Consider the following 14663-nt stretch of genomic DNA (forward strand, 5'->3'; position numbering starts at 1 on the left):
GACATCCGGGGAGGGAGACATCCTGGGTGGAAACTCTCCCTCCTTCCTCTGATGCGTTCGGTGTCATGCTGAGCGGCATGACCGGCAATGTTCCCCTCAACGAGCTGGGAGAATTTCTCAAGAAGCGTCGCGCCGAGCTGAGCCCGAGCACTGTCGGCCTGCCCGACAACGGTGGCCCCCGCCGGGTCGCCGGGCTGCGCCGCGAAGAGGTCGCCCAGCTCGCTGGCATCAGCACCGACTACTACACGCGTCTCGAGCAGGGCCGTATGCAGGCGTCCGCGCCCGTGCTGGACACGCTCGCCCGGGTGCTCCGTCTCGACGACGACGAGCGCGGCTATCTCTTCCAGCTCGCCGGCAAGACCACCACCCGCACCCGCAGGCGGGGGCGGCAGAGGGTCCAGCCGCAGTTGCAGCGCGTACTGGACGATCTCACCGCCACTCCGGCCATCGTGCAGGGGCGGCGCGGGGACATCCTGGCCTGGAACGCGCTGGCGGCCGCGCTGGTCACCGACTTCTCCCGGATCCCGGAGAGGCACCGCAGCTACCCGCGGATCAGCTTCACGGATCCGGCCATGCGCACCCTGTACGCCGACTGGGAGACCTCGGCGCGGCTCGCCGTGGCGCAGCTGCGGATGGAAGCCGCGAGGTATCCCGAGGACCCCCGCCTCATGGAGCTGGTCGGTGAACTGTCCCTGCGCGACAAGCAGTTCGCCCAGTGGTGGGGCGACCACCGTGTCGCGGCCCGCACGGTGGGCACGAAGACCCTCAACCACCCGGTGGTCGGCGAACTCTTCCTGGACTGGGACACCCTGACCGCCAACACCGACCCCGACCAGCACCTCACCGTCTGGACGGCCGCACCCGGCTCCCCCACCCACGAACGGCTGCGCATCCTCGCCTCATGGGCCGCCGACCAGAACCTGACGGCCTCTCCTCCGCTCGCCTGAGAGCCCTATTCGCCGAACAGGCACTTCACCATGGACGACATACCCAACGGCCAACTGCCGCCGCCCCGGCGTGAGCTGTCCCGCCCCACCACGACCCGCCGGACCCTGCTGTTCGGTGCGGGCGCCGCGCTCGTCGTCGGCCTCGGCAATGCGGCGGCCGGCGTCGGCGACGACCTTCCGGGACAGCGTGGCGCGCTGCGGAACGGAACGGTCGACCAGTCCTCCGTCCAGTGGATCGCCGCGTCGGCCGCCAACTACCGCTACGCCGACCGACCCGACGACTACACCATCCACCGCATCGTCATCCACGTCACCCAGTCCCGCTTCACCTAGGCCGCCCGGGCCTTCCAGGACCCGGGGCACCGCGCCTCCGCCCACTACCTGGTCCGCGCCTCGGACGGACACGTCGCACAGCTGGTCCGGGAGGCGGACGTGGCCTACCACGCGGGCAACCGGAAGTGGAACGAGCGCAGCATCGGCATCGAGCACGAGGGCTTCGTCGACGCACCGGACCGCTGGTTCACCGATGCCGCCTACCAAGCCTCCGCCTAGTTGGCGGCAGCCATCAGCGCCCGCTACGACATCCCCGTCGACCGCGAGCACATCGTCGGCCACCACGAGGTCCGCGGTGCCACGCACACCGACCCCGGCCCGTACTGGGACTGGGAGCGCTACCTGCGTCTGGTACGTGCGACCAGGTAACGGGTGCCCGTTACACACGACTTGAACGATGAGTGCGGGTTGCCTGCCCGTAGCAGTCAGCCGGGCTCCGGTGGGCCTGGGCGGGTGCGCGTGTCACATACCTCGCCCGCCGATGCCGCCGTCGGGTGCGATCTCGTCGATGCGGGCGAGGTCGTCGGCGGTCAGCTTGAGGTCGGCGGCCGCGACGTTCTGCGCGACGCGCTCGGGGTTGCGCGAGCCGGGGATCGGGACGATGCAGTCCTTCTTCGCCAGCAGCCAAGCCAGGGCGAGCTGGGACAGGGTGACGCCCTTGCTCTCCGCGAGCCTGGTCAGCTCACTGACGATGGAGAGGTTCTGGTCGAAGTTCTCCGGAGCCCACCAGGGAATCATCTGACGGATGTCGCTCGCGTCGTAGTGCTCGCGGGACTGGACGGCGCCACTGAGGAAGCCGCGGGCGAGCGGGGAGTAGGCGACCAGGCCGATGCCGAGTTCCTCCAGGACGGGGAAGAACTGCTCGGAGTCGTGGGCGAAGATCGAGTACTCGTGCTGAAGGACCGAGATCGGGTGCACCGCGTGGGCGCGGCGGATGGTGTCGGAATCGGTGTTGGACAGGCCGAGGTACTTGACCTTGCCGGCGTCGACGAACTCCTTCATCACACCGACCACGTCCTCGATCGGGACGCTCGGGTCGGGGCCGTGCTGGTAGAGCACGTCGATCACGTCGGCGTTCAGGTTGCGGAGACTGTTGTCGACGACCTCCCGGATGTGCTCCGGCTTCGAGTTCGGAGCGAAGGACGGGGTGAGGCCGAACTTGGTCGCGATCGTCACCTCGTCACGGATCGGGGCCAGAGCGATGCCGAGCAGCTTCTCGCCCTCTCCCCAGCCGTACATCTCGGCGGTGTCGAAGTGGGTCACGCCGAGCTCGTGAGCGCGGCGGATCGCGGCGATCGACCCGGTGTCGTCCGAGGGGCCGTAGCCGAAGGCGGTGCCCATCGCGCCGTAGCCGATCTCGGAGACGGTCAGGCCCTGACGGCCCAGATTGCGCTGCTGCATGATCTACTCCTGCGAGTCAAACCAAACTGTTCGGTTTGAACATACAGCCATCAGCTGGCGTCGCCAAACCGAACGGTTCGGTTGGGTAAGCTGGGCCCCATGGCCTCCCGCAGCAGCGTCACCGACGCCACCAGTGACCGCATCATCTCCGCGGCCACCGCCGAATTCGCCCGTCACGGCATCGCGGGAGCGCGGGTCGAGCGGATCGCCAAGGCGGCGCGCACCAGCAAAGAACGCGTCTATGCGTACTTCCGCAGCAAGGAGGCGCTCTACCAGTTCGTCGCCGGCCGGGAGCTCGCGGCCATGGCCGAAGCCGTTCCCCTGGATCCCGCCGACCTTCCGGGCTACGCCGGCCGCATGCATGACCACGCCATCCGCCACCCCGAACGCCACCGGCTGATGATGTGGGGCCAACTGGAGCTGCCGGTCGGGGAGGCTCCCTCCGACGACCCGGTACAGGAGTCCCTGCGCCGCAAGATCGAGCAGATTCGCAAGGCGCAGGAGGCCGGCCACCTCGATCCCGCATGGGAGCCCGAGGACATCCTGGTGTTCGTCAGTCAGCTGGCTTTGTCGTGGGCCGGCCAGACCGGCCTCGTTCCCCTCGGCGAGGAACGCGACGCCTTCCTGGCGGCCCGCCAGGCAGCCATCGTCGCCGCCGTACAGCGCCTCTTCCCTGCGGCGGCATGAATCAGCAGGAGCGACCCGACGGTGCTGGGCCACGGATTCGCCGGCCAGGGTGACGTCCTCTTCGTCAGCCAGGGTGACGCCCTCACCGTGCCGCAACCCCGCCGATGCTGCCGCCCGTTCCCCCGCAGCTCGTTCGAGGACCCTTTGCATCATGATGGCGCCGCGTCCGTCCCCGCCGGTGTCACCCGTGGGGACGGACGCGTACGATCGCCGACCCCGTCGGCCGCGAGTTCGGCGAGTCCTGCTCCAGGCCGCGCGGCTCGAACTCGCCTCGGAGCCGAAAGCCGAAAGAGGTCTACGTCGTCCCGGGTGCGGGCCCCGTGGACCTCTACGACAAGACGGACCTGATCCCGTTCGACAGGCTGGAGGAGTTCTTCACCAAGAACCTCGCGTGAGCGGTGCTCGCGGAAAGCCGACCCGGAGCTGCCCCGGGGCGGCTTTCCGTCTGGCGGGGCTCAACGCCGCCGCAGACGCAGCACGGGGACCAGGTTCAGGAGCAGCCCGATCGCCGCGACGCCGGTGACCAGGTTCAGGCCGGGTCGGTAGGTGGTGAAGTCGGCTCCGCTGTCGCCCGCCCCGGCGATCACGGCGGTGAGCACGGCGAGGACGAGGGCGGCGCCGACCTGGCCGGAGGTGTGCACCAGGCCGGAGGCGAGGCCCTGTTCGGAGTCGTCGATGCCTTCGGTGGCCTGGGCCATGATGGCGCTGTAGCCGAACGCGAAGCCGCCACCCAGGAGCAGCAGGGACGGGAGCATGGCAGTCAGGTAGTCGGGCGAGGAACTGGCCGTGGTCAGGAACCAGACGTAGCCGAGGGTCAGCGAGGTCATCGAGGTGATGATCAGCGGCGCGGTGCCGAAGCGGTTGACGAGCCTGCCGGTGAGAGGCGAACCGACGGCGACGATCAGGCCGACCGGCAGCAGGGCGAAGGCCATGCGCAGGGGCGACCAGCCGAGCCCGTCCTGAAGGAACAGCGTCATCATGAACTGGAAGCTGAGGTAGGAGCCCATCAACGCGACGATGCTGAGGTTGGCCCGGACCGTGGTGGCCTTGCGCAGGATGCCGAAGCGGACGAGCGGGTGCCGGACCCGCTGCTCGATCAGGACGAAGGCGAGCAGCAGCAAGGCGGCGATGCCAGGAGAGCCGTACACGAAAAAGGGAGAGCCTCTTCCTAGGCGCGGGACGCATAGGAGGAAAGGCTCCCCCTTTGAAGGGAATACCTCAGCGCTGGTCAGGCGGAGCTGTCGCTGGTCGAGTGGCTGGGGTCCGCCGCCCAGGACGCCAGCATGCGCAGGCTGTCGTGGGTCGGAGTACCGGCTTCGGCGGTCCAGACGATGATCTGGAGGTCGGGGTCGGCGGCCCAGGTGACGGCGTTCCAGTCGAGATGCAGGTCCCCGACGACGGGGTGGCGCAGATGCTTGGCCCCGGTGTCCCGGACGGCGACGTGGTGGGAGCCCCACCACCGGCGGAACTGCTCATCCCGGACCGAGAGCTCGCCCACCAGAGTGGCGAGCTGTGTGTCCCCCGGGCTGTTGGCGTTGTGCATCCGCATCTGGGCGATGGCCAGCCGGGTGACGCCCTCCCAGTCCGCGTACAGCTCGCGCATCCTGGGGTCGGTGATGAGCAGCCTGATGTAGTAGCGCTGCTTCTCGGGGATCTTCGCGAAGTCGGTGATCAGGGCGGCGCCCATGGCGTTCCAGGCGACGATCTCGGTGCGCGGACCGATCACGAAGGCGGGGGTGTGCGCCATGTCGTCGAGCATGCGCTGCAGCTGCGGCTGTGCCTTGAGTCGCGGCTGCCGGCGGGGCGGGCGGAATTCGTCCTTGGCCGCGAGCTCGTACAGATAGGCGCGCTGATCCTCGTCCAGGCGCAGCACCCGGGCCAGGGACTCCAGCACGGACGGCGACGGCTGGATACGGCCCTGTTCCAGGCGGGCGTAGTAGTCGGTGCTGATGGCCGCCAGCACGGCGACCTCCTCACGGCGCAGGCCCGCGACACGACGCGAGCCGCCGTCGGGCAGACCGACGGCGGCCGGGTCGAGCTCGGCGCGGCGCGCCTTGAGGAATTCCCCCAGATCGTGGCGGTGAGGATCGCGGTTCATGCCATCACCTTTGCATCGGAAAACCGCGTTGTCAGGGGGAGAGATTTGTCCCTGGAAGTCCTCACCGTCGACAAGACGCGATGCCCTGCGGGATCAGCGGACGCGGGTCCACTTCCCGTGGAGCTGGACGAACTCGCCCCCGATGACGGAGCTGGCCATGCAGGTGCCCTCGGTGTAGTCCTCGATGTGAGTCACGTGGTCGCCGGCGTCGGGCTCGGTCCAGCGGACGACGTAGAGGCCGTCGCGGAGCTGGGTGGTGGTGTACTCCATCGTCTGCTTCCGGCCCTTGATGGCGCCGCCTGTCACCTCGAAGCTGACCTGGGTCGCCGAGTCGAAGGTGATCTCCACCGTGAAGTGGCCGAGCGGGGTGTCCGGGCCGAGGTCCGCCAGCCAGGTCTGGCCCACGCTGGGGAGAGTCGCGTTGCTGTCCATGGGTACTACCTCTTTCTTTGAACCTTTGAGCGGTGGTGCGGGGTGTCGTCAGCCGAGGGTCTTGACGACTTCCTGGGCCAGCGGGACGGCCGATGCGGGGTTCTGGCCGGTGATGAGGGTGCGGTCCGCCTCCAGGTGGGGGGCGAAGTTCTCGCCCTTGCGGTAGTCCGCGCCCACGTCCGCGATGAGGCGGTCCTGAAGCAGCCACTTCGCCCGGTCGGCGAGGCCGTTCTGGATCTCCTCGGAGTTGGACAGGCCGGTCAGGCGGTAGCCGGCGAACGGGGACTTCCCGTCGGCGTCCACGGTGGACAGCAGCGCGGCGGGGCCGTGGCAGACCAGCGACACGACCTTGCCGGAGGCGAGCCAGTCGCTGAGCAGCCTGCCGGCCGCGGGATCGTGGGACAGGTCCTCCATCGGGCCCCAGCCACCGGGCACGAACACCGCGTCGTAGTCGTCGATGTTCACGTCCTCGATACGGATCGGGTTGGCCAGCTCGGTGGCCTCCTTCAGCGCGGTCCGCATCTTCTGCGCGCCCTCCTCGCCGCCGTTGAAGTCCGGGGTGAGGCTGAGGGCGTCGGGGGTCGGCGGGACGCCGCCCGGGGTGGCCGCGGCGATCTCGTACCCGGCCTCCTTGAAGACGCCGTACGGACCGAGGGCCTCCTCGGCCCAGAAACCGGCCGGCTGCCGGTATCCGTCGGCCAGGGTCCAGTGGTCGGCGGCCGTGATGAGGAAGAGGATCTTCTTCGCCATGGGGTGCTCCCTGGAGTGAGTGCGGGCGGTCAGCCCTTCGCGGCCAGCTGGACGACGTGGCTGTCGGCGGCCTGGATCAGGTGGGTGAGCTTGCCGTCGGCGACCGTCCACAGGTGGATGAAGCGGGCGTCCGACTCCTCGCCGGACTTGGACACGGCGTGGTAGTGGCCGCGGACGAACACGTGCTCACCGGCGTCGTAGAACTCCTCGGCCACCGCGCCGAAGGAGGTGAACCGCGGCGCGAGCCGGCCGAAGAAGTCGGCTCCGGCGCTCGCCCAGGTCTTGTAGACGCCGCCGTAGGGGAAGCCAGGGGTGATGTCCCAGACGATGTCGGGGTCGATGACCTCGGCAACGACGTCCGGAGCCATGCCGGAGTCGTAGAGGCGACGGACGAGCGCGAGGTTCGGGGAGTCGGACATGGTGCTGCTCCTTTGCGGGTCAGGTACTTGGGTTCAGGCGGCGAGAGCGGCGCGCCCGGCGCGGAAGAATGCGGTCTGCTGCGCGACGCGGGCGCCGAGGCTCTCGGCGGTGGCGATGTCCGATTTGTGGACGGCCTCCGGGCCGGCGTCGACCGGGGTCTGGGCGCCGGCACCGACGAAGTAGCCCAGGCGGTTGATGTCGTTCTCGCTGCCGGTGGTCGACGCCCAGCCCGGCTGGACACCGAGGCTGACCCAGTGCATCCCGTGCTGGGCGGCCATGGTGAAGAAGTAGCCCAGGGTCGAGGACTTGTCGCCGTTCTTGGCACCGGAGTTGGTGAAGCCGGCGGCGATCTTGTCGGCCCACGTCTGGGTGTACCAGCGCTTGCTGCTCGCCTCGGCGAAGGTGTGGAAGGCGGCGGAGGCAGTGCCCATGTAGGTGGGGGCACCGAAGATGATCGCGTCGGCGGCGTCCAGCTGCACCCACTGCTCGTCGGTGATCGTGTCCACGGGTATGGAGATCACCTCGGCACCGGCTTCCGCGGCACCGCGCGCCACGGCCTCGGCTATGACGGCGGTGTGGCCGTAGCCGGAATGGAAAGCGACGGCGACCGTGGGGCGGGAGGTGGAAGACATGGGGGTATTGCTCCTCGAAAAAGATTGCGTGAATCGTGCTCTGGAAGCATGGCACGTAATTCGACAGCGAAGGTAGGAAGGATTCGTCCCTGGCTTTATCGTCCCTGGCTTACGCCGGGAATCATCTGCCGATTTTACGAATTCATGGCGGGGGTCGCCGCCCAGGAGGAAAGGAAGCGCAGGCCCTCGTACGTGCGCGAGTCGGGTTCGGCGCTCCAGACGATCAGCTGCTGATCGGGGTCGGCCACGCAGGTGAGGGCGGCCCAGGCAAGGGAGAGCTCACCGGCGACCGGGTGGTTGAACACCTTGGTGCCGCCGGTCCTGGGCACCACAGGGCGGCCTCCCCACCACTGGCGGAACTGGTCGTCCTGCACCGACAGCTCACCGACGAGGTCGGCCAGTCTCCGGTCGTCGGGGCAGGCCGCAGCCTGCCGGCGCAGCACGGCCACGGCGTTGCGGGCGGAGTCCTCCCAGTCGGCGTACAGCGTCCTCATGGCCGGGCCGGTGAAGAGCTGCCGGACGTAGTTGCGCTGCCTCCGGGGGACCTTCGCGAAATCGGTGCCGAACAGGGCGGCGGCCATCGGGTTCCACGCCAGGATGTCCAGGTGCCGGCTCAGGATCACCCCGGGGGACACGCTGAGCTCGTTCAGCACGGTGCGCAGCCGGGGGTGCGCCTTCTGCGGGGCCCGCCGCCGCGCCCGACCGGCCTCCTTTCCAGCCAGCTCGAACAGATGGTCTCGCTGGTCGTCACTGAGGTGCAGGACCCGGACGAGCTCGGACAGCACGGACGCGGAGGGGGGCATGCGACCCTGCTCCAGGCGGGTGTAGCAATGGGTGCTGATGGCGGCCAGCACGGCCACCTCGTCCCGGCGCAGGCCGGCCACGCGTCGCCGCCGGTCGGTTTCGGGCAGACCGACCGTACGGGGGCTGAGCTCGGCCCGGCGGGCCTTCAGGAATTGACCCAGCTCCTTACGGTGCGCACTGCTGTTCATACTGGCCAGTCTGCGCTGTCCGCTACTCGGCAGGGTAGGAAGGATTTATCCCTGGATACATCTCTCCGGGGGCGGAATTCTTCTCTGTACGGGCCCTGCGGGCGGTGACAGAGTCAGAGACCGGCCATTGTTTTTCACAGGCCGTCGGCACTTCTGTACACCCTTTTCACCATCGTCGACGAATCCGACACGTCCGGGTGACACCGCTGCCCGAGAAACGCATCAGGAGAAAAGTCATGCGCGCAACCGTGATCCACGCCCCCGGTGACATCCGAGTGGAGGACGCCCCCGAGCCCAAGATCCTCAAGCCGACGGACGCGATCATCCGCACGGTCGCCACCTGTGTGTGCGGCTCGGACCTGTGGCCCTACCGCGGCCTGGAGCCGGTCGGCGACCCGCACCCGATGGGGCACGAGTACGTCGGCATCGTCGAGGAAGTCGGCAGCGAGGTCGACAACGTCAGGCCGGGCCAGTTCGTGGTCGGCTCCTTCGCCACCTCCGACAACACCTGCGCGAACTGTCGCAACGGCTGGCAGTCCTCCTGCCTGAACCGCGAGTTCATGAGCACCTGCCAGGCCGAGTACGTGCGCATTCCCAACGCCCACGGCACCCTCGTGGCCACCGACGAGCACCCCTCCGGCGACTTGGTGCCGAGCCTGCTGGCCGTGTCCGACGTCATGGGCACCGGCTGGTACGCGGCCCTCGCCGCCGAGGTCAAGCCCGGCTCGACGGCCGTCGTGGTCGGCGACGGAGCCGTCGGCCTGTGCGGTGTCATCGCCGCGAAGGAACTCGGCGCCGAGCGCATCATCGCCATGTCCCGGCACGAATCCCGTCAGAAGCTCGCCCTTGAGTTCGGCGCCACCGACATCGTCAGCGAACGCGGCGAAGACGGCATCGCCCGCATCAAGGACCTCACCGGCGGCATCGGCGCCGACTCGGTACTGGAGTGTGTCGGCACCTCCCAGTCCATGAGCCAGGCCCTGCACTCCGCGCGACCGGGCGGCAACGTCGGCTTCGTCGGCGTCCCCCACGAGGTGGCCGTCGACGGCCAGGAGCTGTTCTTCTCCCAAGTCGGCCTGCGCGGCGGCCCGGCTCCCGTCCGCCGCTACCTGCCCGACCTGATCGACCGCGTGCTGTCCGGTCACATCACCCCGGGCAAGGTCTTCGACCTCACCCTGCCGCTGGAGCAGGTCGCCGAGGGCTACAAGGCGATGGACGAACGCCGCGCCATCAAGGCCCTCCTCAAGCCATGACCCGATCGCCTCGTGGGCGTGAGCTGCGCCGGCCGCGCTCACGCCCACGAGGCACACCCCGCCGCACGATCGTGAAGGAGGCAAGCCCATGACGACCTGGACGAACGACGAACTGACCCGGATCGAGCACGCCGAGGAACTTCGGATGGCCCCCTCGCGCAGCGACGGAACACCGCGCACACCGGTGCCGATCTGGGTCGTCCGTGACGGTGACGACCTCTTCGTCCGCTCCTTCCGGGGCAGCGCCGGGGCCTGGTACCGCGCGGCCCGGTCGAGCAAGGAAGGCCACATCCGCTCCGGTGGCGTCGCCAAGGACGTCACCCTCGTCCAGGTCACGGACCCCGGCGTCAATGACCGGATCGACGCCGCCTACCGCACCAAGTACGGCCGGTACGGCGCCCGTTACGTCCATCCGCTGGTGGCAGCGCGGGACACAACGCTCAAACTCGTGCCCCGTGGCTGAGCCGCAGGAGAACCCCCTTGCTCGGTCTCGAACTCGTCGTGGCCCTGGGCGTGGCCGTGCTGGCGGGCAACGCCGTGGGACAGCGCCTCGGCATCGCCCCGCCCGTCGTCCTGCTTGTGACGGGTGTGCTCCTGGGGTTCATCCCGGCGGTGCGGGAGGCGCAACTGCCTTTGGAGGTCGTGCTGTTGCTCTTCCTTCCGGTGCTGCTGTACTGGGAGAGCCTGACCACCTCCCTGCGGGAGATCCGCACCAACCTGCGCGTCATCGTGCAGTTGAGCACCGTGCTCGTCGTCCTTACCGCCTGGGCCGTCGCCGCGACCGGGCACGCCCTCGGGCTGCCATGGGGGCCGGCATGGGTGCTCGGCGCGGCCATGGCGCCCACGGACGCGACGGCGGTCGGCGTCCTCGCCCACGCCCTGCCACGCCGTCAGGTCACCATCCTGCGGGCCGAGAGCCTGATCAACGACGGCACGGCCCCGGTCGTCTACGGTCTCGCCGTCGGCATCACGGTCGGCGGGGAACACCTGAGCATGCCGCACGTCGGCGGGCTGTTCCTGCTCGCGTACGGCGGTGGAGCGACCGTGGGTGTCGCGGTCGCGTGGGTCAACATGAACCTCAGGCGCCGGCTGAAGGACCCCCTGCTCGGCAATCTCGTCATGATCCTGGCGCCCTTCACCGCTTACCTGCTCGCCGAGCTGATCGAAGCCTCCGGTGTCCTCGCGGTGGTCGTCAGCGGCCTGACGTGCCCGTTCCGCACACCGGCCGGGCCGCCGTCCTGGCCGGCAGCTGCTCGGCCCGCACCCTCGAACAGATCGCCCAGTTCTACGCGGCGGGCCTGCCCACCCACCACCTGGACGTCCTCGCCGCCGCGGCCGGACGTGACATCGCCGCCGAGGCCCTCGCCTGGTACGAGGCCCAGGACCCGGCATCACCCGTCCTGATCTACGCTTCCGCCTCACCTGAGGAACTCGCCGCCGTTCAGAGCGAGTTGGGCGTGACGGCCGCCGCCGAACAGGTCGAGCAGCTCCTTGGCACCCTTGCCGCCCGCCTCGTCGACCACGGTCTGCGCCGGCTCATCGTCGCCGGCGGCGAGACCTCCGGCGCCGTCACCACCGCGCTGGGCATCCGCACCGTCCTGGTCGCCGACGAGGCCGACCCCGGCGTCCCCTGGACGCAGGCGACCACGGCCTTGGGCGAGCTGGCGCTCATGCTCAAGTCCGGCAACTTCGGCGCCCCCGACCTGTTCCTGCGCGGCCTCGGCCTCGGGGAGACCGCCAAGTGAACCCGTACGACGACGAACCGGCGGCCCGCGCGGCCCTCGTCCGCACCGCCCGCTCCCTGTTCACCCGCGGCCTCACCCATGGCTCCACCGGCAACCTCTCGGTACGCCTGGCCGACGGAAGCCTGCTGCTCACCCCCACCGGATCGAGCCTCGGCACCGTCACCGAGGGGCCGGCCTGGCCCTGCACGGGGCCGTGCGCGACAGCGCCGCCCTGACCCAACTGACCCTCGACATCAAGGCGTTGGGCACCATCCCGCGCAAGAGCGGCAAGGCCGGGACGGGCACCGTCGACGTGCCGGTCACCTTCGGCGGCGTCACCTTCCACCCGGCGACATCCTGCACGCCGACGACGACGGCATCGCGCTCCTCCCCCGCACGGCTCCGGTCTGCCCGTAGCCGCCGCCCGCACCGGCAGGACGATCGCGGAGGGCCGCTCCGGGTCGCGGAAGACCTGCTGGTCCGCGACACGGAGCGTGGTGGCGGTGGCGTGCGGTTCACCGGTCCCGGTGTTGCGGTGGTCGCGCGGGAAGGCGCCGCTGGAGACCTGGACACGAATCCGGTGCCCGGGCTCGAACCGATGGTCCGTAGGCCACAACTGCACCTTCGCCAGAGCGAGTTCGTCGGCGCCCGTGATGCTGACGAGGCCGTCGCACACGTTCCGGGAGCGCCCCTTCGCATCCACGTCGCACAGCCGGACGAACACATCGGCGTACGGGAGGCTGGAGCGGAACCAGATCTCGGCGCTCACCTCACCGACGACCTCCACGGCATGGCCGAGAGGTTCGGAGGTGTACGTGAGGACATCGCTCCTGGCCTCCAGCCTGGTGTTGTCGACGGGTCCGGATCTGGCCGTGAACCACATGCGCGGGCCGCCGACGGCCGGGGTGGGGTTGGCCGGGTCGTAGCGGTATCCGTCGGGGGCCGCGTCGGCCGGGGGCGGCGCCACGGCCAGTGCCCCGTGCGGCTGGAGGTGGTGGCGCTGCGGCCGGTAGCCGGGCGGCGGCCAGGCAGGGAAGTCGCGCCACTGCCCGGCGCCCGTGACGAACAGGCGCACCGGCGCCCGCTCGGCGGCCTGCCGCCCCTGCGCGTGCGGCAGGCCGAAGTCGAGCGCCTCGCGGGTGATGCACGCGTAGGCGTCCACGGACATATGGGTCCACGGGCCGACGGTGAGCCGCGCGTCGACGCCGTTGTCCCGCAGCACTTGGAAGTCGCGTAGCTGGCCGGGCAGGAAGATGTCGTACCAGCCCCCGATCAGAGCGGCGGGCACGGTGATGCCGGACACGCGGCGCCGGTGATCGGCGTCGGCCCAGAACGGGTCCTCGCTGTCGTGCCGCAGAAAGTCCTGGATGAAGTCGGAACGGTGCCCCAGTGCGGCGGCATCGGCCCGTTCCAGTGGCAGCGTCGACAGGGCACGCCGCACCTTCCACTCCCCCAGGACCTGGCGCACCGCCGCGAGCCTGCGTTCCTGGGCGGCGACCTGGACGCCCCAAATGAAGGGGGTCTCCAGGGTGAAGGCGTCCGGCTGCAGGAAGTTCAGCATGAGCGCCGACTCCGAGACGCCTGGGACGATGGCCTTCACCTGGGGCGGCAGCTGGTCGGCCACCGCCCACTGCACGGCGCCGAGGTAGCTGCCGCCGACGAGCACCACCGCGTCACCGCACCACGCCTGCCCGACCAGCCAGTCCAGGGTGTCCAGGCCGTCCTGGCGTTCGCAGCACAACGGATCGAAGGGCCCGTCGGAGCCGAAGGTGCCCCGGGTGCTCTGGACCAGGACCTGGAACCCGCGCTCGGCGAGGCCGCGCGCCGTCTTGGTCTCGATGCTGCCGCCGCGGCCGTACGGGGTCCGGATCAGCGCCGTGGGCAGCCCGGCGCCGCCGGACGCCGGAACCCATCGGTCGGCCCGCAGCACGGCGCCGTCCTGCATCCGCACCGGCAGATCCCGCTCCACCACCAGTTTCCTGGTGGGCGGCGCGGCGAGGTGCTGCATCCGCTGGGTGATGTGGCTGCTGAGGTTCATGGCACCTCGACCGATCCGATGTATACCGTTCTGTCGGTGATCTTGCCGCGTACGGCTCTGCCCCGTACCGCGACCTGCGCCGTCCGGACCGCCCCGGCAGCAGCCCGTCCTCATGTGCGCTGGGCGAGTTTCCCTTTCCAGGCGGTGTCGAGTGCCTGCAGGAACACCTCGACCGGCTGGGCGCCGGACACGGCGTACTGACCGTCGAAGACGAAGAACGGGACTCCGCCGATGCCGAGTTGTCCGGCCTCTCGTACGTCGGCGTCGACCTCGGCGTCGAACGCACCGCCGTCCAGTGCCTCACGGGCCGCGGCCCGGTCGAGGCCGATCTCCGCGGCCAGGCCGGCGAGCACGTCGTGGTCGCCGACGTCGAGTCCGTCGGTGAAGTAGGCGCGGAAGAGCCGCTGGACCATGTCGTGCTGACGCCCCCGGCTCTCGGCGAAATGGATCAGCCGGTGCGCGGCACGGGTGTTGGTCGCGATCGCGGAGTCGAGGCGGAAGTCCAGCCCGATCTGCGCCGCACGCTGTGCGACTTGAGCGTTCATCGCCTTGGCCTGCGCCTTGGAGAAACCGCGCTCCTTCGACAGCAGTTCGTTGAGACCGACGGCTTGGCCGACCGGCAGATGCGGCATCAACTGGTAGCTGTGATAACGGATTTCGACGTCGGATTCGTGGGCGAACGCCTCCAGGGCCTGCGCGAGAAGCGTGTCGCCGATGTAGCAGAACGGGCACATGATGTCGCTCCACACATCGATGACGAGACGGCCGCCCGAGTGTGCGTACGCGCGCATCAGGAGCACACTCCGTCCGCTGCGCACACGCCCGCGGTGGAGTCCGACGCGAGCGTCACGAAGGCCGGACGCACCTCGGCCTCTTCGGGGGCGTGTTCAGGGGCCGCGTCGTCTTCCTGTACCGAGGCCGTGTGCTGACGTGATGTCATGTTCGAGGTACCTCTC

16 protein-coding genes and 4 pseudogenes are annotated in these 14663 nt (G+C 69.6%); 9 read left to right on the forward strand and 11 right to left on the reverse strand.

Annotation, left to right across the window (positions count from 1 at the left end; translation table 11 throughout):
- Nucleotides 1-65 precede the first annotated feature (65 nt).
- On the forward strand, nt 66-947 hold the full coding sequence (locus ACWD4J_RS19245; protein WP_451396684.1) for a helix-turn-helix domain-containing protein: 882 nt from the start codon (nt 66-68) through the stop codon (nt 945-947).
- Nucleotides 948-977: 30 nt separating this feature from the next.
- A pseudogene (locus ACWD4J_RS19250) lies at nt 978-1649 on the forward strand (N-acetylmuramoyl-L-alanine amidase).
- A gap of 93 nt (nt 1650-1742) precedes the next feature.
- Here ACWD4J_RS19250 and ACWD4J_RS19255 read toward each other — a convergent pair.
- Complete coding sequence (locus ACWD4J_RS19255) at nt 1743-2681, reverse strand: aldo/keto reductase (protein WP_451396577.1); 939 nt, start codon at nt 2679-2681, stop codon at nt 1743-1745.
- A 99-nt stretch (nt 2682-2780) separates the two neighbouring features.
- Here ACWD4J_RS19255 and ACWD4J_RS19260 point away from each other — a divergent pair, with 99 nt between their 5' ends.
- On the forward strand, nt 2781-3368 hold the full coding sequence (locus ACWD4J_RS19260) for a TetR family transcriptional regulator (RefSeq protein WP_451396578.1): 588 nt from the start codon (nt 2781-2783) through the stop codon (nt 3366-3368).
- Between the two features lie 455 nt (nt 3369-3823).
- On the opposite strand, the gene ACWD4J_RS19265 is transcribed toward ACWD4J_RS19260, so the two are convergent.
- From ACWD4J_RS19265 to ACWD4J_RS19295, 7 genes are all read right to left on the reverse strand, one after another.
- Nucleotides 3824-4516: an MFS transporter gene (locus ACWD4J_RS19265; RefSeq protein ID WP_451396579.1), complete on the reverse strand. Its 693-nt coding sequence runs from the start codon at nt 4514-4516 to the stop codon at nt 3824-3826.
- An 80-nt stretch (nt 4517-4596) separates the two neighbouring features.
- Nucleotides 4597-5466: a helix-turn-helix transcriptional regulator gene (locus ACWD4J_RS19270; RefSeq protein ID WP_451396580.1), complete on the reverse strand. Its 870-nt coding sequence runs from the start codon at nt 5464-5466 to the stop codon at nt 4597-4599.
- A 93-nt stretch (nt 5467-5559) separates the two neighbouring features.
- Nucleotides 5560-5898, reverse strand: coding sequence for a MoaF-related domain-containing protein (locus ACWD4J_RS19275; protein ID WP_360840583.1), 339 nt, complete (start codon nt 5896-5898; stop codon nt 5560-5562).
- A gap of 48 nt (nt 5899-5946) precedes the next feature.
- Nucleotides 5947-6648, reverse strand: a complete 702-nt coding sequence (locus tag ACWD4J_RS19280; protein WP_451396581.1) for a type 1 glutamine amidotransferase domain-containing protein — start codon at nt 6646-6648, stop codon at nt 5947-5949.
- 29 nt (nt 6649-6677) lie between these two features.
- Nucleotides 6678-7067, reverse strand: a complete 390-nt coding sequence (locus ACWD4J_RS19285; RefSeq protein ID WP_451396582.1) for a nuclear transport factor 2 family protein — start codon at nt 7065-7067, stop codon at nt 6678-6680.
- A gap of 33 nt (nt 7068-7100) precedes the next feature.
- Nucleotides 7101-7700: a flavodoxin domain-containing protein gene (locus tag ACWD4J_RS19290; protein ID WP_451396583.1), complete on the reverse strand. Its 600-nt coding sequence runs from the start codon at nt 7698-7700 to the stop codon at nt 7101-7103.
- Between the two features lie 134 nt (nt 7701-7834).
- Complete coding sequence (locus ACWD4J_RS19295) at nt 7835-8692, reverse strand: MmyB family transcriptional regulator (RefSeq protein ID WP_451396584.1); 858 nt, start codon at nt 8690-8692, stop codon at nt 7835-7837.
- A 236-nt stretch (nt 8693-8928) separates the two neighbouring features.
- Between ACWD4J_RS19295 and ACWD4J_RS19300 the strand changes: the two genes are divergently transcribed.
- The 6 genes and pseudogenes from ACWD4J_RS19300 to ACWD4J_RS19325 form a co-directional block, all read left to right on the forward strand.
- A complete protein-coding gene (locus ACWD4J_RS19300; RefSeq protein WP_451396585.1) occupies nt 8929-9945 on the forward strand; it encodes a zinc-dependent alcohol dehydrogenase family protein in 1017 nt (338 codons plus the stop codon).
- Between the two features lie 88 nt (nt 9946-10033).
- Entirely contained in the window at nt 10034-10408 is a 375-nt protein-coding gene (locus ACWD4J_RS19305) for a DUF2255 family protein (RefSeq protein ID WP_451396586.1), read from the forward strand.
- A 74-nt stretch (nt 10409-10482) separates the two neighbouring features.
- Nucleotides 10483-11106 (forward strand): annotated as a pseudogene (locus tag ACWD4J_RS19310) (cation:proton antiporter domain-containing protein); the annotation flags it as partial.
- 44 nt (nt 11107-11150) lie between these two features.
- Nucleotides 11151-11690, forward strand: coding sequence for a nucleotide-binding domain containing protein (locus tag ACWD4J_RS19315; protein WP_451396587.1), 540 nt, complete (start codon nt 11151-11153; stop codon nt 11688-11690).
- Nucleotides 11687-11905, forward strand: coding sequence for a class II aldolase/adducin family protein (locus ACWD4J_RS19320; protein ID WP_451396588.1), 219 nt, complete (start codon nt 11687-11689; stop codon nt 11903-11905). The genes ACWD4J_RS19315 and ACWD4J_RS19320 overlap by 4 nt, the downstream gene beginning before the upstream one ends.
- A pseudogene (locus tag ACWD4J_RS19325) lies at nt 11884-11958 on the forward strand (ribonuclease E activity regulator RraA); the annotation flags it as partial. The gene ACWD4J_RS19320 and the pseudogene ACWD4J_RS19325, both read left to right, overlap by 22 nt.
- 150 nt (nt 11959-12108) lie before the next feature.
- On the opposite strand, the pseudogene ACWD4J_RS19330 reads toward ACWD4J_RS19325, so the two are convergent.
- The 3 genes and pseudogenes from ACWD4J_RS19330 to ACWD4J_RS19340 form a co-directional block, all read right to left on the reverse strand.
- Nucleotides 12109-13821 (reverse strand): annotated as a pseudogene (locus ACWD4J_RS19330) (CocE/NonD family hydrolase); the annotation flags it as partial.
- Nucleotides 13818-14498 (reverse strand): DsbA family oxidoreductase, encoded by a 681-nt coding sequence (locus ACWD4J_RS19335; RefSeq protein WP_451396589.1) that lies wholly within the window; start codon nt 14496-14498, stop codon nt 13818-13820. The pseudogene ACWD4J_RS19330 and the gene ACWD4J_RS19335, both read right to left, overlap by 4 nt.
- Entirely contained in the window at nt 14498-14647 is a 150-nt protein-coding gene (locus ACWD4J_RS19340) for a hypothetical protein (protein WP_451396590.1), read from the reverse strand. Before ACWD4J_RS19340 ends, ACWD4J_RS19335 begins: the two co-directional genes overlap by 1 nt.
- Nucleotides 14648-14663 lie beyond the last annotated feature (16 nt).

The sequence above is a fragment of the Streptomyces sp. NPDC002577 genome, from assembly GCF_053594815.1.

What these genes read in the sequence shown, in the direction of transcription:
- ACWD4J_RS19245 (WP_451396684.1), top strand. Translation starts at nt 66, where the DNA reads ATGCTGAGCGGCATGACCGGCAATGTTCCCCTCAACGAGCTGGGAGAA.
- ACWD4J_RS19255 (WP_451396577.1), bottom strand. Translation starts at nt 2,681, where the DNA reads ATGCAGCAGCGCAATCTGGGCCGTCAGGGCCTGACCGTCTCCGAGATC.
- ACWD4J_RS19260 (WP_451396578.1), top strand. Translation starts at nt 2,781, where the DNA reads ATGGCCTCCCGCAGCAGCGTCACCGACGCCACCAGTGACCGCATCATC.
- ACWD4J_RS19270 (WP_451396580.1), bottom strand. Translation starts at nt 5,466, where the DNA reads ATGAACCGCGATCCTCACCGCCACGATCTGGGGGAATTCCTCAAGGCG.
- ACWD4J_RS19275 (WP_360840583.1), bottom strand. Translation starts at nt 5,898, where the DNA reads ATGGACAGCAACGCGACTCTCCCCAGCGTGGGCCAGACCTGGCTGGCG.
- ACWD4J_RS19280 (WP_451396581.1), bottom strand. Translation starts at nt 6,648, where the DNA reads ATGGCGAAGAAGATCCTCTTCCTCATCACGGCCGCCGACCACTGGACC.
- ACWD4J_RS19285 (WP_451396582.1), bottom strand. Translation starts at nt 7,067, where the DNA reads ATGTCCGACTCCCCGAACCTCGCGCTCGTCCGTCGCCTCTACGACTCC.
- ACWD4J_RS19290 (WP_451396583.1), bottom strand. Translation starts at nt 7,700, where the DNA reads ATGTCTTCCACCTCCCGCCCCACGGTCGCCGTCGCTTTCCATTCCGGC.
- ACWD4J_RS19295 (WP_451396584.1), bottom strand. Translation starts at nt 8,692, where the DNA reads ATGAACAGCAGTGCGCACCGTAAGGAGCTGGGTCAATTCCTGAAGGCC.
- ACWD4J_RS19300 (WP_451396585.1), top strand. Translation starts at nt 8,929, where the DNA reads ATGCGCGCAACCGTGATCCACGCCCCCGGTGACATCCGAGTGGAGGAC.
- ACWD4J_RS19305 (WP_451396586.1), top strand. Translation starts at nt 10,034, where the DNA reads ATGACGACCTGGACGAACGACGAACTGACCCGGATCGAGCACGCCGAG.
- ACWD4J_RS19335 (WP_451396589.1), bottom strand. Translation starts at nt 14,498, where the DNA reads ATGCGCGCGTACGCACACTCGGGCGGCCGTCTCGTCATCGATGTGTGG.
- ACWD4J_RS19340 (WP_451396590.1), bottom strand. Translation starts at nt 14,647, where the DNA reads ATGACATCACGTCAGCACACGGCCTCGGTACAGGAAGACGACGCGGCC.